This is a genomic window from Actinospineispora eucalypti, assembly GCF_039543365.1.
Classification (GTDB): domain Bacteria; phylum Actinomycetota; class Actinomycetes; order Mycobacteriales; family Pseudonocardiaceae; genus Pseudonocardia; species Pseudonocardia eucalypti.
In genome coordinates this window covers 50,359-69,528 of record NZ_BAABJP010000003.1, presented here as the reverse complement: position 1 = coordinate 69,528, position 19,170 = coordinate 50,359, and the positions used below count along the sequence as shown (strand labels likewise).

Annotated in this window: 20 protein-coding genes; 13 read left to right on the top strand and 7 right to left on the bottom strand. The window is 71.7% G+C overall.

The window, feature by feature from the left end; all coding sequences use genetic code 11:
• Nucleotides 1-179 precede the first annotated feature (179 nt).
• The gene (locus ABEB12_RS04615) at nucleotides 180-1,169 is read left to right on the top strand and encodes a substrate-binding domain-containing protein (protein ID WP_221498723.1); all 990 of its coding nucleotides are present in this window, start codon (nucleotides 180-182) and stop codon (nucleotides 1,167-1,169) included.
• A gap of 576 nt (nucleotides 1,170-1,745) precedes the next feature.
• Here the strand turns inward: ABEB12_RS04615 and ABEB12_RS04610 are convergent.
• The gene (locus ABEB12_RS04610; protein ID WP_185064808.1) at nucleotides 1,746-2,168 is read right to left on the bottom strand and encodes a hypothetical protein; all 423 of its coding nucleotides are present in this window, start codon (nucleotides 2,166-2,168) and stop codon (nucleotides 1,746-1,748) included.
• A gap of 55 nt (nucleotides 2,169-2,223) precedes the next feature.
• Nucleotides 2,224-2,592 carry a hypothetical protein gene (locus tag ABEB12_RS04605; RefSeq protein ID WP_185064809.1) on the bottom strand — a complete coding sequence of 123 codons (369 nt, stop codon included), beginning with the start codon at nucleotides 2,590-2,592 and terminating at the stop codon, nucleotides 2,224-2,226.
• A 117-nt stretch (nucleotides 2,593-2,709) separates the two neighbouring features.
• Here ABEB12_RS04605 and ABEB12_RS04600 point away from each other — a divergent pair, with 117 nt between their 5' ends.
• From ABEB12_RS04600 to xylB, 4 genes are all read left to right on the top strand, one after another.
• Nucleotides 2,710-3,258 carry a LemA family protein gene (locus tag ABEB12_RS04600; protein WP_185064810.1) on the top strand — a complete coding sequence of 183 codons (549 nt, stop codon included), beginning with the start codon at nucleotides 2,710-2,712 and terminating at the stop codon, nucleotides 3,256-3,258.
• 101 nt (nucleotides 3,259-3,359) lie between these two features.
• Nucleotides 3,360-4,145 (top strand): M48 family metalloprotease, encoded by a 786-nt coding sequence (locus tag ABEB12_RS04595; RefSeq protein ID WP_221498724.1) that lies wholly within the window; start codon nucleotides 3,360-3,362, stop codon nucleotides 4,143-4,145.
• Nucleotides 4,146-4,155: 10 nt separating this feature from the next.
• Nucleotides 4,156-5,304 (top strand): alpha/beta fold hydrolase, encoded by a 1,149-nt coding sequence (locus ABEB12_RS04590; RefSeq protein ID WP_185064812.1) that lies wholly within the window; start codon nucleotides 4,156-4,158, stop codon nucleotides 5,302-5,304.
• 10 nt (nucleotides 5,305-5,314) lie between these two features.
• Entirely contained in the window at nucleotides 5,315-6,706 is a 1,392-nt protein-coding gene (gene xylB / locus ABEB12_RS04585) for a xylulokinase (RefSeq protein ID WP_185064813.1), read from the top strand.
• A gap of 408 nt (nucleotides 6,707-7,114) precedes the next feature.
• Here xylB and ABEB12_RS04580 read toward each other — a convergent pair whose 3' ends face one another.
• Both ABEB12_RS04580 and ABEB12_RS04575 read right to left on the bottom strand, forming a co-directional pair.
• A complete protein-coding gene (locus ABEB12_RS04580) occupies nucleotides 7,115-8,188 on the bottom strand; it encodes an ATP-dependent DNA ligase (RefSeq protein WP_185064814.1) in 1,074 nt (357 codons plus the stop codon).
• A gap of 66 nt (nucleotides 8,189-8,254) precedes the next feature.
• On the bottom strand, nucleotides 8,255-9,007 hold the full coding sequence (locus ABEB12_RS04575) for a TipAS antibiotic-recognition domain-containing protein (protein WP_185064815.1): 753 nt from the start codon (nucleotides 9,005-9,007) through the stop codon (nucleotides 8,255-8,257).
• 154 nt (nucleotides 9,008-9,161) lie between these two features.
• Here ABEB12_RS04575 and ABEB12_RS04570 point away from each other — a divergent pair, with 154 nt between their 5' ends.
• Complete coding sequence (locus tag ABEB12_RS04570) at nucleotides 9,162-9,953, top strand: HNH endonuclease family protein (protein ID WP_345702560.1); 792 nt, start codon at nucleotides 9,162-9,164, stop codon at nucleotides 9,951-9,953.
• A gap of 142 nt (nucleotides 9,954-10,095) precedes the next feature.
• Here the strand turns inward: ABEB12_RS04570 and ligD are convergent, their stop codons facing one another.
• Both ligD and ABEB12_RS04560 read right to left on the bottom strand, forming a co-directional pair.
• Entirely contained in the window at nucleotides 10,096-11,034 is a 939-nt protein-coding gene (ligD, locus tag ABEB12_RS04565) for a non-homologous end-joining DNA ligase (RefSeq protein ID WP_185064817.1), read from the bottom strand.
• Between the two features lie 9 nt (nucleotides 11,035-11,043).
• Nucleotides 11,044-11,319 carry a DUF2631 domain-containing protein gene (locus tag ABEB12_RS04560; protein WP_345702559.1) on the bottom strand — a complete coding sequence of 92 codons (276 nt, stop codon included), beginning with the start codon at nucleotides 11,317-11,319 and terminating at the stop codon, nucleotides 11,044-11,046.
• A gap of 97 nt (nucleotides 11,320-11,416) precedes the next feature.
• On the opposite strand from ABEB12_RS04560, the gene dxr reads away from it, so the two are divergent.
• From dxr to ABEB12_RS04530, 6 genes are all read left to right on the top strand, one after another.
• Nucleotides 11,417-12,607, top strand: a complete 1,191-nt coding sequence (dxr, locus tag ABEB12_RS04555; protein ID WP_185064819.1) for a 1-deoxy-D-xylulose-5-phosphate reductoisomerase — start codon at nucleotides 11,417-11,419, stop codon at nucleotides 12,605-12,607.
• Nucleotides 12,608-12,632: 25 nt separating this feature from the next.
• Nucleotides 12,633-13,850 carry a site-2 protease family protein gene (locus tag ABEB12_RS04550; RefSeq protein WP_185064820.1) on the top strand — a complete coding sequence of 406 codons (1,218 nt, stop codon included), beginning with the start codon at nucleotides 12,633-12,635 and terminating at the stop codon, nucleotides 13,848-13,850.
• A 61-nt stretch (nucleotides 13,851-13,911) separates the two neighbouring features.
• A complete protein-coding gene (locus tag ABEB12_RS04545) occupies nucleotides 13,912-14,313 on the top strand; it encodes a DUF4870 domain-containing protein (protein WP_185064821.1) in 402 nt (133 codons plus the stop codon).
• Between the two features lie 81 nt (nucleotides 14,314-14,394).
• A complete protein-coding gene (ispG, locus tag ABEB12_RS04540; protein ID WP_185066077.1) occupies nucleotides 14,395-15,525 on the top strand; it encodes a flavodoxin-dependent (E)-4-hydroxy-3-methylbut-2-enyl-diphosphate synthase in 1,131 nt (376 codons plus the stop codon).
• A 53-nt stretch (nucleotides 15,526-15,578) separates the two neighbouring features.
• A complete protein-coding gene (locus ABEB12_RS04535; protein WP_185064822.1) occupies nucleotides 15,579-16,412 on the top strand; it encodes a GNAT family N-acetyltransferase in 834 nt (277 codons plus the stop codon).
• Between the two features lie 623 nt (nucleotides 16,413-17,035).
• A complete protein-coding gene (locus ABEB12_RS04530; protein ID WP_185066078.1) occupies nucleotides 17,036-17,656 on the top strand; it encodes a methyltransferase domain-containing protein in 621 nt (206 codons plus the stop codon).
• 5 nt (nucleotides 17,657-17,661) lie between these two features.
• On the opposite strand, the gene ABEB12_RS04525 is transcribed toward ABEB12_RS04530, so the two are convergent.
• Nucleotides 17,662-18,693, bottom strand: coding sequence for a hypothetical protein (locus ABEB12_RS04525; RefSeq protein ID WP_185064823.1), 1,032 nt, complete (start codon nucleotides 18,691-18,693; stop codon nucleotides 17,662-17,664).
• Between the two features lie 86 nt (nucleotides 18,694-18,779).
• On the opposite strand from ABEB12_RS04525, the gene ABEB12_RS04520 reads away from it, so the two are divergent.
• A complete protein-coding gene (locus ABEB12_RS04520; protein WP_185064824.1) occupies nucleotides 18,780-19,160 on the top strand; it encodes a DUF3054 family protein in 381 nt (126 codons plus the stop codon).
• Nucleotides 19,161-19,170 lie beyond the last annotated feature (10 nt).

Sequence of the window (19,170 nt, the reverse complement as noted above, 5' to 3'; positions counted from 1 at the left end):
ACGGCGAAGCTCTGGCGGTGGGGCCACGGTGCCCTCCCAGTGGGCTGAGTCACAGCTGGGGGTCACCATACGGGTGACGTAAGCGCTTGCGCAACCGCTTGCGGGGTAGCGTGTGTGAGCGGCGCCACGATCGGAGGATGGTGGCCCAGAGCGCCTACCGGAGGTGCCCCATCGCGACCATGGCGGATGTCGCGCGCCTCGCCGGGGTGTCGGTGGCCACCGTGTCGCACGTGCTGAACGGCACGCGGGTGGTCCGGCCGCGGACCCGGGACCTGGTGCTGGCCGCCGTCCAGGAGGCGAACTACACGCCGAACACGGTGGCGCGCTCGCTGGCCACCGCGCGCACCACCACCATCGGGCTGGCCATCTCGGCCATCTCCAACCCGTACTTCGGCGACCTGCTCCGCGCGATCGAGGCCACGGCGGCGGCCGCCGGGTACACCCTGCTGCTGGCCGATCCCCGGGAGGAGCCGGACTACGAGCTGACCGTGGTTCGCCGGCTGCGCCAGCGCCGGGTGGACGGCCTGGTACTCGCGCCTTCCGGCGAGCCGACCGCCGCGCTGGCCTACCTGAAGGAGCACGGCGTGCCCACCGTGCTGGTGGACCGCCTGATCAACGCCGGCCTGGACCAGGTCGGCTCGGCGAACGTGGAGCCGGTGGCCGAACTGGTCGGCCATTTCGCCCGGCGCGGCCACCGGCGGATCGCGCTGGTCGCCGGGCACCGGGGGCTGGCCACCACCACCGAGCGCCGGGACGGCTACCTGCTCGGCCTGCGCCGGGCCGGCCTGCCCGCCGAACCCGAGCTGGTGGTGGACGGGAACTCGGAGACCGAGGCGGCGCGCGCGGCGGTGCGCTCGCTGCTGGAGCTGGCCGAGCGGCCGACCGCGATCATCGCCGGGAACAACTCGATGACCATCGGCACGCTGGCCGCGCTGCGTGACGCCAAGGTGCCGGTGCCGGCCGGCATGGCGGTGGCCGGATTCGACGACTTCCCGTGGGCGGACCTGTTCAGCCCCGGGCTCACCGCCATCGCCCAACCGTTCGTGGAGATGGGGCGGCGCGCGGTGGAGATGCTGCTGGCCCGGATGGCCGACCCGTTGGCCCCGGCGCGCACCGTGCGGCTACCGCCCACCTTCGTGCACCGCGACTCCTGCGGCTGCCCGCGCTAGTTTTGATCGCGGCTCGACCGCCGGAACAGTGATCACCCCAACCGGCACCCCACAATCACGGTCCGTGACGACTGGGCGGGCGTCCGGCCCACCTTGCGTCATCGAGATCGACCTGAGCCGGGTTGGATCTTGCTGGATCCAGACTGGTGTCGATGTCGACCGACGCTGGCCGAACCATTCGCCACCGCCCCGCTCCGTCTGCATTACGGTGCGTAACCAGATCGAAGAGCGGCTTGGACGGCGCGGCGTGGGGCCCTGCCGCCGCTTGGGTGCCGCCTCGTGCGTTCGGTTCGCGTCGGCGCTCCGGTGGATGCCTGATGATCATCGATTTCATGGTCAGCATGACACCAGGGCCGCTCCGGACGGGCCGACAAGACCACCATGTCATGCTGATCATGGACCGGTCGCCAGGGCCGCACCATCGGTCGTGAAACGAAGTGACGAACGGGAACGCGCCGGGCGGCACCCGAACCTCGGCAGGGCTCCCACGCCACGCCGTCCAAGTCGATCTTTGAACCGGCATCGACCCCTCCCTGACATGCACCGTCGGCACAGAGAGGAACCTTGAGACTGGCGTCAGTTTGCCGAGAACTGCACCACGGCCGTGTCGCCCCGGGCGGCGACCAGCCGGATGACCAACTTGTGGCCGGAGCTGACCATGGTGGTCGTGTTGCCGGGCCGCAGCCCCGAGCTGATCCGGTTGTTGCTCGAGTCGCTCATGGTGATCTGCGCCCGGCCGTCCCTGACGGTGATCTTCGTCGGGCGCCCGTTGACCACGGTCTGCGCCGAGCCGGTGACCGAGACCTGGCAGGCGCCGTCCCGGCAGGCCTCCAGGTTCGTGCCGTCCGCCGCCGGGGGCAGCCCTGCCGCGGCGGGCGCCGAGGACGGGGCCGATGACTCGACGGGTGGCGGTGGGGCCGGGGCCGGCTCGGGTGAGCCGCAGGCGGCGGAGGCGAGGGTCAGGATGAGCAGCACGGCCGCGAGCGGCAGCTTGGACATGGGGGACACGGTACGTCGGGAGATCACCTCTGTCGGCTCGGACCCGTCGAGCCGCTCAGGAGATGTCCATGGCCACCTCGTTGCCCTCCACCGAGCGCACCTTGATGGTGACCTCGCCCTGGTCGCCGCTCATCGAGGACCGGCCGCCCCTGCCGGTGCTCATCACCTGGTTGTTCGACCCGTCCTCGGTGGACTGGCGCAGCTTCACCCGGCCGTTGGCCACAGTGAGCTCGGTCCGGATGCCGCGCAGGACGAACTCGGCCGGAGCGGTGACGGTGACCTGGCACGGCCCGTCCTGGCACTGGGCCAGATGGTCCGCATTGGTCGGGTTGGTCGCCGGTGGCGGTGCGTCGCCGCCGCCGGACGCGCAGCCGGTGGCCAGTGCCACCGCGAGCAGCACCGCCGGCCAGAACTTTGCCTTCATCCAGGTGAGCATAGGTAGGGTTTTCCCTCCCCGGAGCGGGTGTCCACACGTTTGTTGCCGGAAAGCTCGACTTGAACAATCAAGCGGTCGATCAAGCGAGCTTTTCGAGGGGAAGAAATGACTGGCGCAATTATTCTGTTGCTCCTGCTGGCGGTGGCGGGTTATGGGGTCATCTGCTTCAACCGGCTGGTCACGTTGCGGAACCGGGTGGACTCGGCCTGGGCGCAGATCGACGTGCAGCTGAACCGGCGGCACGACCTGATCCCGAACCTGGTGGAGACCGTGAAGGGGTACGCCGCCCACGAGCGGGAGACCCTGGAGCGGGTGGTCGCGGCCCGGGGCGCGGCGATGTCCGCGCGGGGTTCCGCGGAGCGGGCCCGGGCCGAGGACGCGCTCTCCAACACGCTGAAGTCGCTGTTCGCGGTCACCGAGGCCTACCCGGAGCTGAAGGCCAACGAGAACTTCCTGCAGCTGCAGGAGGAGCTGACCTCCACCGAGGACCGCATCGCCTACTCCCGGCAGTTCCTCAACGACAGCGTGCGGGAGCTGAACACCCGGATCGAGACGGTCCCGTCGATGTGGCTGGCCGGCCTGGCCAGGGCCACCCGCCGCGAGTACTTCGAGGTGGACGACGCGCGCCGGGAAAACGTGCGGGTCCAGTTCTGATGCTGCTCGACGAAATAGACCGGAACAAACGGCGGAGCGTGTTGCTGCTGGGGATTTTCATTCTCCTTACAACCGCGATTTTCGCGGCGGCTTTCCGGCAGATGAAGTTCGGTTCCGGAGCCATTGTGCTGGCGGTGCTGGTGGCCGGCGGGATGGCGTTCGCGTCCTACTGGACGTCCGACCGGATCGCCCTGGCGGTGAGCGGCGCGCGCCCGGCGCCGGAGGAGGAGTTCACTCGGCTGCACAACCTGGTCGAGGGGCTGTGCCTGTCCGGCGCGCTGCCCAAGCCGCGCATCTACGTCATCGAGGACGACGCGCCCAATGCCTTCGCCACCGGCCGCGACCCCGACCACGCGGCGATCGCGGTCACCACCGGGCTGCTGGCCAAGATGAACCGGGCCGAGCTGGAGGGGGTGCTGGCCCACGAACTGGCGCACATCAAGAACTACGACACGCTGGTGGCCACGCTCGCGGTGACCATGGTCGGCGCGATCGCCATCGTGTCCGACCTGTCCATGCGGTTCTCCGGCCGGCGGCACAGCGACCGCGAGGGCGGCGGGCCGCTGGCCGTGGTCGGCGCGTTGCTGCTGGTGTTCGGCCCGTTCCTGGCGCAGCTGATGCAGTACGCGGTGAGCCGCAACCGGGAGTCCCTCGCGGACGCCCGGGGCGCCGAACTGACCCGGTACCCGGCCGGCCTGATCTCGGCGCTGGAGAAGCTGCGGGACGACCAGACCGTGGTGTCCGCGCACAGCCGGGCCACGGCGCACCTGTGGATCGAGTCGCCGCTGCCCCGGCGGAAGTCGGAGGGCCGGTTCGCCTGGCTGAACCGGATGTACGACACCCACCCGCCGCTGGAGGAACGCATCGACCGGTTGCGCCAGCTCTAGTGTGCAACGCATGACCCGGTACCGGATCGAGGTCCCCGAGGCTGACCTGGTCGACCTGCGGCGGCGGCTGGCCGCCACCCGGTGGCCGGACGCGCAGACCGTGCCGGACTGGTCCCAGGGCGTGCCGCTGGGCTACCTGCGCGAGCTGTGCGACTACTGGGAGCGCGGCTACGACTGGCGGGCCTGCGAGGCCCGGCTGAACGCCATCCCGCAGCTGCGCATCCCCGTCGACGGCCTCGGCATCCACCTGCTGCACGCGCGCTCGCCCCACCCCGACGCGCTGCCGCTGGTGCTCACCCACGGCTGGCCGGGTTCGGTGGTGGAGTTCCTGAAGGTGATCGGGCCGCTCACCGACCCGGCCGCGCACGGCGGTGACCCGGCCGACGCCTTCCACGTGGTCTGCCCCTCGCTGCCCGGCTACGGGTTCAGTGACCAGCCCGGCCGCACCGGTTGGGGGATCCGCCGCATCGCCGCCGCCTGGGCCGAGCTGATGGCCCGGCTGGGCTACCACCGGTACGGCGCCCAGGGCGGCGACTGGGGCACCAGCGTGACCACCTGCCTGGCCGAACTGGACGCCGGGCACCTGGCCGGCATCCACCTCACCCCGCCGCTGGCCGCGCCCGACCCTTCGACGTACGACGACCTGACCGAGGCTGAGCGGGCCACCCTGGAGGCCTTGGAGCACGCCCAGCGCTGGGAGGACGGCTACTCGGTGCAGCAGGCCACCCGGCCGCAGACCCTCGGCTACGGCCTGGTCGACTCGCCGGCCGGGCTGTGCGGCTGGATCGTGGAGAAGCTGCGCGCGTGGAGCGACTGCGGCGGCGACCCGGAGACGGTGTTCACCCGGGACGAGATGCTGGACAACGTCACGCTGTACTGGCTGACCGGCACCGCCGCCTCCTCGGCCCGGCTGTACTGGGAGAGCATCCGCGAGGTGCAGTCCTGGTTCACCTCGGCCACGCCGGACCCGGTCGACGTGCCGACCGGCTGCGCGGTGTTCCCCAAGGAGCTGCCCCGCCCGTCCCGGCGCTGGGCGCAGCGGCGCTTCCCGGACATCCGGCGGTGGAGCGAACCCGCGCGCGGCGGTCACTTCGCCGCCTTCGAGCAGCCGGAGATCTTCGTGGACGAGGTGCGCGCGTTCTTCCGCCTGGTTCGGTGATACTTCGGGCATGGACCTTGTCGCCGGCGTCGACTCCTCCACCCAGGCAACCAAGATCGTCGTGGTGGACCTGGCCACCGGGCGGACCGTGCGTGAGGAGCGGGCCGCGCACCCGCCGGGCACCGAGGTGGACCCCGGGGCGTGGTGGGCGGCGTTCGCCGCGGCCGGCGGGGTGCTCGACGGAGTCGCGGCGATCTCCGTCGGCGGCCAGCAGCACGGCATGGTGCTGCTGGACGCGGCCGGCGAGCCGGTGCGCGACGCGCTGCTGTGGAACGACACCCGCTCGGCCGGCGCGGCCCGGGACCTCATCGATGAGCTGGGCGGGCCGGCGCGCTGGGCGGCCGAGGTGGGTACCGTGCCGGTGGCCAGCATCACCGCCACCAAGCTGCGCTGGACCGCCCGCGCCGAACCCGAGGTGGCCGGACGGGCGGCTCGGGTGCTGCTGCCGCACGACTGGCTGACCTGGCTGCTCGCCGGCCGCCCCGCCGGGGCGGTGACCGACCGGGGCGAAGCGTCGGGCACCGGCTACTGGTCGACGGTGACCGGCGAATACCGGCCGGACCTGCTGCGCCTGGCCTTCGGCCGTGACCTCGAGGTGCCCAGGGTGTGCGGTCCGGGCGAACGGGCCGGTTCCGTGGCCGAGTTCGTGCCGGGCGCGGTGCTCGGAGCGGGCACCGGGGACAACATGGCGGCCGCGCTGGGCGCCGGCGCCGAGCCGGGGGACGTGCTGGTCTCCATCGGCACCAGCGGAACCGTGTTCGCCACCCACGACCGGCCGAGCGCGGACGCCTCCGGAGTGGTCGCCGGGTTCGCCGACGCGGCCGGCGGCTACCTGCCGCTGGTGGCCACGCTGAACGCGGCCAGGGTGCTGCGGGCCGGTGCTGACCTGCTCGGCGTGGACCTGGCCGAGCTGGACCGGCTGGCCCTATCCGCCTCACCCGGGGCCGATGGGCTGGTCCTGCTGCCCTACCTGGAGGGGGAACGGACCCCCAACCGGCCCACCGCCCGCGGCGCGGTCGCCGGCCTGACCGGCGCGAACGCCACCCCGGCCAACCTGGCCCGGGCGGTGGTGGAGGGCATGCTCTGCGGCCTGGCCGACGGGCTGGACGGGTTGGTGGCGCAGGGCGTGCCGGTGCGGCGGGTGCTGTTGCTGGGCGGGGGCAGCCGGTCGGCGGCGGTGCGCGCGATCGCGCCGCTGGTGTTCGGCGTGCCGGTGACGGTGTTGGCGCCGGCCGAGTACGTGGCTTTGGGGGCGGCGCGGCAGGCGGCGTGGGCACTCACCGGCGAGGCGCCCGGTTGGGCGCGCCCGGAGGAGTCCACCGAGTCACCGCCGGCCGGTGTCGGGGAGGTCTCGTCGGCCGTGCGCACCGCCTACGCGGCTGTGCGTGACGGTGGCGGTTAGGCGCGGTGCGGGTTTCAAAAAAGCGGCTTGGACGGCGCGGCTAGGAGCTTTCCCGGCTTCGCGGCGGCCTCGGACGTTCCGATGGAGCTCGACGGCACCGAATCGGAGTCCTTCGCTGCCGAGCGTGAGCGCGTTGCTCCTGGCGCGGCCCCCGGTTTCGCCGAGTGGCAGTCCAGTCGCCTTTCGATCATGTGAAGACGCGACTCAGCTGCCACTCGATGCGGCGCTCCCGCGGCACCCCCTCGGAATCCGTGCGGGGTGACTACGCCGGGTGACGGCGGCCGGGCGCTGGAGCGAGCGGAATGCGACGGGCGGCAGCCCAGCCAAGCCGGGCCACAGACCAGCCGCGGCCGTCCAAGCGATCCTTGGAACGCAACCCACCCAACCCGCCGGCCGGCGTCAGAGGGGTCAGCCGCTCAGGACCTGGTCGATGTTGAAGGTGACCGGGCGCTCCAGCTGGGCGTAGGTGCACGATTCCGGGGTCCGGTCGGGGCGCCAGCGCACGAACTGGGTGGTGTGCCGGAAGCGGGGGCCTTCCATGTAGTCGTAGCGCACCTCGACCACCCGCTCCGGCCGCAGCGGCACGAAGGACAGGTCCTTGCCCGCGTTCCACCGGCTGGTCTCGCTCTTGCGCGGGGTGCGGTGCCCCTCCTCCTGGCGGGCCCAGGCCCACGGGTGGTCGTCGAAGGTGGTGATCAGCGGCTGCAGCTCGGTGAACAGCTCGCGGCGGCGGGCCATGGGGAACGCGCCGACCACGCCGACGGATACCAGGCCGGCGTCCGGCCGGGTCTCGTCGAACAGCCCGAGCAGCAGCGAACCGATCGCGTCCGGGCCGGACTTGTGCACCCGGTAGCCGGCCAGCACGCAGTCCGCCGTGCGCTCGTGCTTGATCTTGAACATCACCCGCTTGTCGGGCTGGTAGGTCAACTCCTTGGGCTTGGCGATCAGGCCGTCCAGGCCGGCGCCCTCGAACTGGTCGAACCACTGGCCGGCCAGGGCGTCGTCCGAGGTCAGCGGGGTGACGTGCACCGGGGGTGAGGCCTTGGCCAGCGCCTCCTCCAGGGCGGCTCGCCGGGCGGCCAGCGGCTCGCCGGTCAGGTCCCGGTCGCCGAGGGCGAGCAGGTCGAAGGCGATGAAGCTGGCCGGGGTCTCGCCGGCCAGCAAGTTCACCCGGCTCGCGGCGGGGTGGATTCGCTGCTGCAGCGCCTCGAAGTCCAGCCGGTTGGCGGCCCGGTCGATGATCACGATCTCCCCGTCGATCACCGCGCGGTCCGGGAAGTTGGCCTTGACCGCCTCCACCACTTCGGGGAAGTACCTGGTCATCGGCCGCTCGTTGCGGCTGCCGATCTCCACGTCGTCGCCGTCGCGGAAGATGATCGACCGGAACCCGTCCCACTTCGGTTCGTACAGGTGCCCGGGCGGGATGGCGTTGACCGGCTTGGCCAGCATCGGCTTGACCGGTGGCATAACGGGTAGCTGCACGGGGGCCAGTATGGCGCCATGCGGCGCCCTGTGAGTGGCGAGTATCGCTATAGCAACACTCGCCACTCACAGGGCCGCCGCGAAGGCGGCCATGGCGTCCCGGATGAACGCCGCGGTGCCTTCGCCGTGCACGTCGTAGTGCGCGGTGAACCGGGGGTCGTCGGTGTACATCCGGCCCAGCCCGGCGAACTGCTCCGCCGTCGGCCGGTTGCCCTGCCAGCCGGCGGTGACCCATCGGTAGTGCTCGCGGGTCAGCGCCTGGGCCTCGGCGCCGTCGGGCGCCGCGCCGGCCGCGCGCAACCGGCCGAAGCCGGCCGCTATGTCGGCCTGGCGCCGCTGGAACTCGGCCCGTTGGTCGGCGGAAAGCGCCCGCCACCAGTTGTCCCCGCGCTGGTAGGCCTCCTTGCCCCAGCGCTCGATCACCTCCTCCCGGTACTTGGTGTGGTCGAAGCCGTCGAATACCTCCCTCGCCATCAACTGCTCACCTCCTTCCGTCTTGCGCAGCGTGGTGCGCACCGACTCGATCTGCCGGCCCAGCCGGGCGCGCTGTGACTCGAGCAGCTCCAGGTGTTCGCGCAGCGCGCCGGCCGTGTCCCGCTGCCCGGCGAGCACCCCGGCGATGGCGGGCAGACCCAGGCCCAGCTCGCGCAGCAGCAGGATCCGCTGCAACCGGACGAGCGCGTGCTCGTCGTAGTAGCGGTAGCCGTTGCTGCCGACCCGGCTGGGCGTGAGCAACCCGATCGTGTCGTAGTGCCGCAGGGTCCGGCTGGTCGTGCCGGCCGCCCGCGCGATGTCCTGGATGGACCACTCGTGAACCACATGGACCACGGTAGAAGTTGACGTTGCGTCAATGTCAAGCGTTTCGGTTACCAGGAGCTACCGGGCGCCACCGGCGTGGCGGATCGCCTGCCGGCGGGATATCGCCGAGGCTGGTGGGGCGGCGTTTATGGGGCGGGTTCGTGGGGTGGCGAGGGTGGGTGGGCGAGTGTCCGGGGTGGGCGGGTTGGCGCGGGCGGGCCGGCGGTCGGCAGTGGCGGGCGGGCGGCTGACCGGCCTGGTGCTGATGTGTTCGATTTCCTTCGTGGCCTGCGGGGTGGTCGCGCCGACCGCCGAGGCGGCCACCCTGACCGTCGGCCCGGCCGAGCCGGCCCACGGCACGGCGCGGACGGCGCTGGACGGGCTCCCGGTGAAGGGCCGCGCGCCGAAGACCGGCTACTCGCGCGACCAGTTCGGCCCGGCCTGGTCGGACATCGACCGGGACGGCTGCGACCAGCGCAACCAGGTGATGGCCCGGGACATGACGGACGAGACGTTCAAGCCCGGCACCCGCAACTGTGTGGTGCTCACCGGGCGGCTGGACGACCCGTACACCAACACGGTCATCCAGTTCGTGCGCGGCGAGGGGACCAGCGACGACGTGCAGATCGACCACGTCGTGGCCCTTTCCGACGCCTGGCAGAAGGGCGCGCAGCAACTGGACGAGGCCACCCGCAAGCAGCTGGCCAACGACCCGCTGAACCTGCTCGCCGTGGACGGCCCGACCAACATCCGCAAGTCGGACTCCGACGCGGCCACCTGGCTGCCGCCGAACAAGGCCTACCGGTGTCGGTACGTGGCCCGGCAGGTGGCGGTGAAGACCCGGTACCGCCTGTGGGTCACCTCGGCCGAGCGGGACGCCATCGCCAAGGTGCTGTCCCAGTGCCCGGGGGAACCGGTGCCCGAGCCGGAGCCGGTGGCGCCCCGCGACCGCGGCCCCGGTCGGTAAGTTTCTACGAACGGTTGACGGAGACTCACCAGCTGCGAGAGGTTTGGCCGCAAACACGTGGTCGCCGAACCCTCCGGTCCCGGCCAACCACTCCTACTCCTAGCCGCCCGCATCGGCGCCTGACAGCGGCCTGGCCGCTGCGTCAGTCGTCCTCGGGTGGGGGTGCTTCGGCGCCGTCGCGTTCGTCGCGGGCGGCCCAGTCGAGGAGTTCGTCCAGCTGGTAGACGGCGTCGTCAATGCCGGCGTGGAGGTCGCCCAGCTGGGCGAAGCGGGCGGGCATGGTGGCGATGGTGAAGTCGCCGGGGTGCACCGTGGGGAGCTCGTCCCAGCGGATCGGCGCGGAGACCGGGGCCTCCGGCGCGCCGCGCACCGAGTAGGCGCAGCGCAGGGTGTGGTCCCGGGTGTTCTGGTTGTAGTCCACGAACACCGAGGCCGGATCCCGGTCCTTGCGCCACCAGGTCAGGTCGACCAGCTCGCAGCGCCGCTCCACCTCGCGGGCGAACGCGTGCGCGGCGCGGCGCACGTCGGCGAACCCCCAGCGCGGCTCGATCCGCACGTAGATGTGCAGCCCTTTGCCGCCCGAGGTCTTCGGCCAGCCGACCGCGCCCAGCTCGTCCAGCACCTCGTGCGCGACCCGGGCCACCTCGCGCACGTCGTCGAAGCCGGCCTGGGGCATCGGGTCCAGGTCGATCCGCCACTCGTCGGGCTTCTCCACGTCCGCCCGGCGGGAGTTCCAGGGGTGGAACTCCACGGTGGACATCTGCACCGCCCAGATCACGTCCGCCGGGTGGGTCACGCACAGCTCGTAGGCGTGCCGGCCGTAGCGGGGGAAGTCCACCCGCACCGTCCGCACCCAGTCCGGGGCGCCGTTCGGCAGGCGCTTCTGGTGCACCTTCTCGCCGGTCACGCCCTTGGGGAAGCGGTGCAGCATGCACGGGCGTTCACGCAGCCCGCGCACCACGCCCTCGGCCACCGCGAGGTAGTAGTTGACGAGGTCCAGCTTGGTCTCTCCCCGCGCCGGGAAGTAGACCCGGTCCGGATTGCTGATCCGGACGACCCGATCCTCGACCTCCAGCTCCATCGTGGAGCGCTACTGCCGCCAGGAACGCCGCTGCTTGAGCTGCATCCGGATCAGGCCGTAGGCCATCACCAGCGCGGTGCCGACCAGCCAGAGGTCCTCCACCTTGCCGGTGTGGTTGCCGATCAGCATCAGCAGGATGAAGACGGTGGACACCCAGCCGGCGATCAGCGTGCCGCGCGGGAAGCTGCCGTGCCAGCCCCACTCCGCCGACGGCTCCTCGTCCGGGTCCACCGTCGCCGGTGCGTGCCCGTTGCGCTTCGCCAGCTCCTGACCCGTGCCTGACACAGATCCTCCAGCCTGCTCATGCCTCAAATGATGTGCGGTCCATGTTGTCACAGTGTCATGCGGACGGCGGTACGGGCGTGCTGGACAATGGCCGTCGATGACCATTCGCGGAGTACTGCTGCTGGGCTCGAGCGGGTCGATCGGCACCCAGGCGCTGGACGTCATCCGGGGCCGGCGGGACCGGTTCGCGGTGACCGGCCTGGCCACGGCGGGCAGCACCGAGGCCGGGGTGGCCCTGCTGGCCCGGCAGGCCGCCCAGTTCGACGTGCCCAGGGTGGCGGTGGCCAAGCCGGAGGCCGAGCACGAGCTGCGCGCCGAGCTGCGCGCCGCCGGGTCGTCGGCCGAGGTGTACGCCGGGCCCGACGCGGTGCTCGAGCTGATCGAACGCGCGCCGTCCGACGTGGTGCTCAACGGCATCACCGGTTCCCGGGGCCTGAGCGCCACCCTGGCCGCGCTGGCCAGCGGGGCCCGCCTCGCGCTGGCCAACAAGGAGTCGCTGGTGGCCGGCGGGCCGCTGGTGACCAGGGCGGCGGCGCCGGGGCAGATCGTGCCGGTGGACTCGGAACACTCCGCGCTGGCCCAATGCCTGCGCGGTGGCCGCCGGGACGAGGTGGCCAAGCTGGTGCTGACCGCGTCCGGCGGCCCGTTCCGGGGGCGGCGCCGCGACGAGCTCGCGCACGTCGGCCTGGACGACGCGCTCAAGCACCCGACCTGGGACATGGGGCCGGTGGTGACCATCAACTCGGCCACCCTGGTGAACAAGGGCCTGGAGCTGATCGAGGCGCACCTGCTCTTCGACGTGCCCTACGAGCACATCGACGTGGTGGTGCACCCGCAGTCGGTGATCCACTCCATGGTCACCTTCACCGACGGCTCGACCATCGCTCAGGCCAGCCCGCCCGACATGCGGCTGCCCATAGCCCTGGCCCTGGGCTGGCCGGAGCGGGTGTCCGGTGCGGCCGCTGCCTGCGCCTTCGACCGGCCGGAGAGCTGGACCTTCGAGCCGCTGGACGACGAGGCGTTCCCCGGCGTGGCGCTGGCCCGCGCGGCCGGCGCGGCGGGGGGCTGCGTGCCGGCGGTGTTCAACGCGGCGAACGAGGAGGCGGTGGCGGCGTTCGTGGCCGGGCGGCTGTCGTTCACCGGAATCACCGATCTGGTCGGCGAGGTGCTCGCCACCGCGCACGGATGTAACACCGATCCCGATACTGTGGATGACGTATTAGCGGCCGAGGCGTGGGCGAGAGCCCGCGCCCGTGAGCTGGTGGACGCCGGGTTGGCAGCACGGTGAAGAGCACGGCGAGAGGATCAGTCGGGTGAGTTTTGCTCTGGGTGTGGTGCTGTTCGCGCTCGGCATCGGCCTATCGGTGGCGCTGCACGAGGCGGGCCACATGTGGTCGGCGCGCGCGTTCGGCATGAAGGTCCGCCGTTACTTCGTCGGCATGGGGCCCACCGTCTTCTCGTACCGCCGGGGAGAGACCGAGTACGGCCTCAAGTGGCTGCCCATCGGCGGGTTCTGTGATATCGCCGGGATGACCGCGCTGGACCCGGTGACCGTGGACGAGGCGCCGAGGGCGTTCTTCACCCGCAAGACGTGGAAGCGCGTCGTGGTGCTGTGCGCCGGCTCGGCCATGCACTTCCTGCTGGGCATCGCGCTGATCTACGCGCTGGCGGTGTCGTTCGGGCTGCCGGACACCCGGGAGGGCGCGGTGGCCGGGCAGACGGCGTGCGTGCCGTCCTCGCAGGACCCGACCACGCTGCAGTACGCGTCCTGCGCGCCCGCCGACGCCTCGCCGGCCCAGCGGGCCGGCATCCAGCCGGGCGACCGCATCCTCTCCGTCGCCGGCACACCCACGCCGACCTGGGAGGACGCCGTCGAGACGATCCGGCGCCAGACCGGCCCGGTGCCGTTCGTGATCGAGCGCGGGGACCGCCAGCTCACCCTCCAGGTGGACGTGGTCCAGGTGCAGCGGGCGGACACCAAGGCCAAGCCCGGCCAGCACAACCCGCTCACCACGGTGGGCGCCATCGGGCTGGGCGCCGGCATCCTGCCGCCGAACCACTACAACGCGCTGACCGCCATCCCGGGCACGGTCGTCTTCACCGGCTACATGTTCGAGAAGACCTGGGAAGGCCTGCTGATGTTCCCGGAGAAGGTGCCGGCGGTGCTGCGGGCCATCGGCGGGGAGACCGACCCGAACCGGCCGGTGAGTGTGGTCGGCGTGAGCATCATCGGCGGTGACGCTGTCGACCAGGGCCAGTGGCCGACGTTCCTGATGCTGCTGGCGGTGTTCAACTTCTTCATCGGCGTGTTCAACCTGCTGCCGCTGCTGCCGCTGGACGGCGGGCACGTCGCGGTGAACCTGTACGAGCGGGTGCGCGACTCGGTGCGTCGGCGGCTGGGCAAGCCGAAGATGCCGCCGGTGGACTACACCCGGCTGCTGCCGCTCACCTACGTGTTCATCCTGATCATCGGTGGGATCAGCCTGCTGACGATCACCGCGGACATCGTCAACCCGATCCGGTTGCAATAGGCATGTTGCAATAGGCATACAGACCCGATTATTTCCTCGATCGCCCGGCTACGCTGGGCCTATGAGCGAACCGTTCGGCCAGTACCCGCCGCCGTACTCCGGCGGTGCCGCCGGTGTACCCGGGCACACCACCGAGGAGCGGAACTGGGCGGTGGCCGCGCACCTGTCCTCGGTGCTGGGCATCTGGATCGGCTTCCTCGGCGCGCTCGGCCCGCTGGTGGTGCTGCTGGCCAAGGGCAAGGAGTCGCCGTACGTGCGGTCGCAGGCGGTGGAGGCGCTGAACTTCAACATCAGCGTGCTGATCTACTCCATCATCGGCTGGATCCTGGTGTTCGTGCTGATCGGGTTCGTGGTGCTGGGCGCGGTGTTCGTGTTCTGGCTGGTGCTCACGATCGTGGCCACGATCAAGGTGAGCAACGGTGAGCCGTACCGCTATCCGCTCACTATCCGCCTGGTCAGCTGAGGTATCCGCCACCGAGTTGGCCGGTGCCGCCGGCGCCGGGGGATACTGGGGGTCGTGAGCGCAACCACCGTCAGCCTCGGTATGCCAGCCACGCCGCCGCCGACCCTCGCCGACCGGCGGCCCACCCGACAGCTGCATGTCGGCCCCGTCGGGGTGGGCAGCGACTACCCGGTCTCGGTGCAGTCCATGACCACCACACTGACCTCCGACGTCAACTCCACCCTGCAGCAGATCGCGGAGCTCACGGCCGCCGGCTGTGACATCGTCCGGGTGGCCTGCCCCAGCGCCGACGACGCCGAGGCGCTGCCGGCCATCGCCCGCAAGTCCAAGATCCCGGTCATCGCGGACATCCACTTCCAGCCGAAGTACGTGTTCGCGGCCATCGAGGCGGGCTGTGCGGCCGTCCGGGTGAACCCCGGCAACATCCGCAAGTTCGACGACCAGGTCAAGGAGATCGCCCAGGCGGCCAAGGACCACGGCACCCCGATCCGCATCGGGGTGAACGCCGGCTCGCTGGACAAGCGGCTGATGCAGAAGTACGGCAAGGCCACCTCGGAGGCGCTGGTCGAGTCGGCGCTGTGGGAGGCCAGCCTGTTCGCCGAGCACGACTTCCACGACATCAAGATCTCGGTCAAGCACAACGACCCGGTGGTCATGGTGCGGGCCTATGAGCTGCTCGCGGAGGCCTGCGACTACCCGCTGCACCTGGGGGTCACCGAGGCCGGCCCGGCGTTCCAGGGCACCATCAAGTCGGCGCTGGCGTTCGGCGCGCTGCTGTCGCGGGGCATCGGGGACACCATCCGGGTGTCGCTGTCCGCGCCGCCGGTGGAAGAGGTGAAGGTCGGCAACCAGATCCTGGAGTCGCTGAACCTGCGCCCGCGCAAGCTGGAGATCGTGTCCTGCCCGTCCTGCGGGCGCGCCCAGGTCGACGTGTACAAGCTGGCCGACGAGGTCACCGCCGGGCTCACCGGCATGGAGGTGCCGCTGCGCGTGGCCGTGATGGGCTGCGTGGTGAACGGTCCCGGCGAGGCGCGCGAGGCCGACCTCGGGGTGGCCTCCGGCAACGGCAAGGGCCAGATCTTCGTCAAGGGCGAGGTCATCAAAACGGTGCCCGAGTCGCGGATCGTGGAGACGCTGATCGAGGAGGCGCTGCGGCTCGCCGAGAGCATGGAGGATGTACCCTCCGGGGCGCCGGAGGTCACCGTCACCTGATCGATTCCCCACCGACAGGTGAAGCCTTCGCGCCGGCATGGCAATCTAGAACGGTGCTAAGGCTGGCTGGTCCTCGGTTGCTGGATGAGCGTGACCGGGCCGGTGTGCAGCTCGTACTCGACTCCGACCCGGTGGCCGCCTGCATGGTGGCCGCGCGTGTCGAGCTGGCCGGCGTGGACTCCTGGCGGCTGGGTGGCGAGCTGTGGGGCGTCGGTTCCAAGCTGGAGGGGCTCTGTTTCGTCGGGGCCAACCTGGTGCCGCTGCGCGGCGACCGGGCCGCGCTGCGGGCGTTCGCCGAGCGGGCTCGCCGGGTGGGCCGGTCCTGCTCCTCCATGGTCGGCCGGGCCGAGCTGGTGCTGCCGCTGTGGGACGAGTTGTCCGGGCACTGGGCGCCGGCCCGCGAGGTGCGCCCGGACCAGCCGCTGATGGTGCTGCCCACCGCGCCGGCGGTGCGCCCCGACCCGTTGGTGCGGCCGGTGCGGCCGGAGGAGCTGGACCGATACCTGCCGGCGGCGGTCGCCATGTTCACCGAGGAGGTCGGGGTGGACCCCCGGATCGGTGACGGCGGCGTCGGCTACCGGGCGCGGGTGGCCGAGCAGATCGCGGGCGGCCGGGCGTTCGCCCGGTTCGAGGACGGCGAGGTCGTGTTCAAGGCGGAGATCGGCGCGCTGTCGGCCCGGGTCGGCCAGATCCAGGGCGTGTGGGTGCGCCCGGACCGGCGCGGTGAGGGGCTCGGCTCGCTGGGCACCGCCGCCGTGGTGGACCGCCTGGTGGCCATGGGCCGGGTGGCCAGCCTCTACGTCAACGCGTTCAACAGCCCGGCCCGCGCCGCCTACCAGCGGGTCGGCTTCCACCAGATAGCCAGCTTCGCCACTGTCCTGTTCTGATCCCCCCACCTCGGCGCCCCGGATCGGCGGGCGTAGCCAAGATCCACATCAACCTGAGGGCCCTTTCTCGGCCCGAGGAGGTGCGTGAGGTTGATGTCGATCTTCGGTTGGGCTGGGTGCCGGTTCAAGACGGCATGGACGGCGCGGCTGGGCGTTCTCTCGCGGCTTGGGTGCCGCCCATTGGGTTGCGCTTCGCTTCCTCGCACTGGGTCGGACCGCTGGTTCCGCACCACGGTTACGGACCGTGGTCGTGCTGCTGGCGGCTGGGGCAGACGGCTTCATCGAGTGCTGGCTCCGTCCGGTGGATCCCATGATCGAAGCGGACCGCACCAGCGCTCGATGGGTGACGGCAGCCTGAACCCCACTCGACAGCTGTCCCGGGAATTACGGTGGGTAGCGGAAGAGGGCGCTGGGGGCACAAAGGAAGCGCAACGGGCCGCGCTCAAGCGGCGGGAGGGCGCCCAGTCGCGCCGTCCAAGCCGTCTTTGAACCCACACCACTGTCTTCCGGCACGAACGTCCCGGAACGGCTTCGGAGGTGACGCCGCATGGGAAACCGTGACGCCGCCATGTACGGGCGTCGTCGCGGTTTGTTGTGCGGCGTGGGAGCGTGGAGGCGTGGCCATGGAGCGCATGTGGAGCACCGGGACCGAGCCGAACGCGTTCGCTGCGCTGCCCGCCGGCGCGGTGGGCCGCTTCGGCGGCTGGCTGATGGCGCGCACCAACCGCCGACAGCAGGAGCAGGTGCTCGGGCGGGCGGCGGTGGCGGAGGGGGAGCGGGTGCTCGAGGTGGGCCACGGCCCCGGCGTGCTGCTCCAGCTGCTGGCCGCCCGCACCCCGGCCGGCGAGATCGTCGGGGTGGACCCGTCGGCCGAGATGCGGGCGGCCGCGACCGCGCGCAACGCGCCGGCGGTGGCTTCCGGCCGGATCGGCGTGGCTGAGGGCACCGCGTCCGCCACCGGTCAGCCGGACGCGGCGTTCGACCTGGTGATCGCGGTGAACAACGTGGCGATCTGGCCCGACCTGGCCGCCGGCGCCGCCGAGCTGGCCCGGGTGCTGCGCCCCGGCGGGCGGCTCCTGGTTTCCTGGCACGGCGGCACCGCGCCCACCCGGATGATGCGCGCCCTGATGTTGCCCGAGGACAAGCTCACCCAGATTGCCGAGGCGTTGGCCGGGCGGTTCCGGTCGGTGTCGCGGCTGCGCACCGAGCGCTGCGAGCTGTTCCTCGCCGAAGGACCCCGCTGAGTCCGCTACCAGGCGGCGGACACGTCGGCGAGCTGCCGGAACAGGCCGGGGACCTCGGCCCGAGGGGTGCGCCCCATGCCGCACTCGGTGGCCACCCCGAACCGGGGGCGCACGCCCAGCGCGGTGGTGATCCGCCGCCGGGTCCCCTCGGTGTCGTCCGCGTGCACCAGCCCCAGGTACAGCTCGGTCGCGGCGGGCAGGCGCAGCTCGGCCAGCGGGGCGAAGTAGGCGTCGTCGTCGCGGTCCTTGGGCACCGGCAGGTGCAGCCAGTTCAGCGGGCGGGTGGCCCGCGCGAACAGTCCGTTGCCCAGCTCGGTGAGAACCGCGGTGTCCTTGGGCTGCACGTAGTGCCGGTGCTCGTAGTCGCCGTAGCAGAGGTGCACCCCCAGCTCTACGCCCTCGTCCACCTGGGCCATCATCTGGCCGATCCGGTCCATGGTCCCCTCGCGGACCGGTTCGAACCACGGGGTGAAGATCCCGCCCAGGCCCTCCCACATGGCCACCTCGACCGCCACGTCGCACTGGATGGCCAGGTCGGCGGCCGGGATGGCGTTCTGGATCCGGCGCATCTCGGCGAACAGGGCGGCCTGGTAGGCCGGCTCCAACCGGGGCTGGTCGGCCGCCGTGACGAACGAGGCGACCGAGGCGACCGGGGTGGGCAGCGACACCAGGAACCGGGTTCGCTCGCCGAGCACGCCCTGCTCACGTAGCTGCCGGAAGGTCCGGTACGACGCCTCGGCGGCGTCCGCGTAACCGAGGGGGCGCAGGTCGATACCGGCCGGGTCCGCCCCGTCCCGCAGCTGGTAGGTGGGCAGCGCGGCCGCGTAGCCGCCGTCACCCCGGGGCACCGTGGTGATGTCCGGGTGGCGCGCGAACACGCCCGCCTGGAAGGCCACCCAGCCCTCCCGCTCGCCGGTCTCGCCGTCCGGTACCCGGCGCAGATGCCCGCGCAGGTTCTCGCCGGCGGCCCGCAGCACCTCCTCGGTGGTGTCCATCGGCACGCTTCCGACCAGGTGGGCGCCCTGCGGCTGGCTCATTGGCTAACTCCATGGCGGTGGGGAGACTCATTGTGGTGTGCGCACACAACAATACGGGCGACGGCCGTCCGGCATAAGCTGTCCGGGTGATCTCCGAAGGAGCGCGGCCGGTGGCCGCGGCGGCCGGCGCGGACCTGCTCGCGGTGCTGGTGTTCGCCGCCGTCGGCCGGGGCTCGCACGCCGAGGCGCTGGATCCGGCCGGGCTGCTCGGCACCGCCGCGCCGTTCCTGGTCGGGCTGGCCGCCGGCTGGCTGGCCTCGCGGGCCTGGCGGGCGCCGGCGCGACCGCTGGTCGGCGCGGCGGTCTGGGTGGCCACCGTGCTGGTCGGGTTGGGCCTGCGCGCGGCCTTCACCCACCGGCTGCCGCCGGTGTTCGCGCTGATCACCGCGGTCAGCCTGGCCGTGCTGCTGATCGGTTGGCGGGCCGTGTTCCTCGCCGTGCGTCGCTCCAGGGGAGCGAACGCTTAAGCTGGTCCCC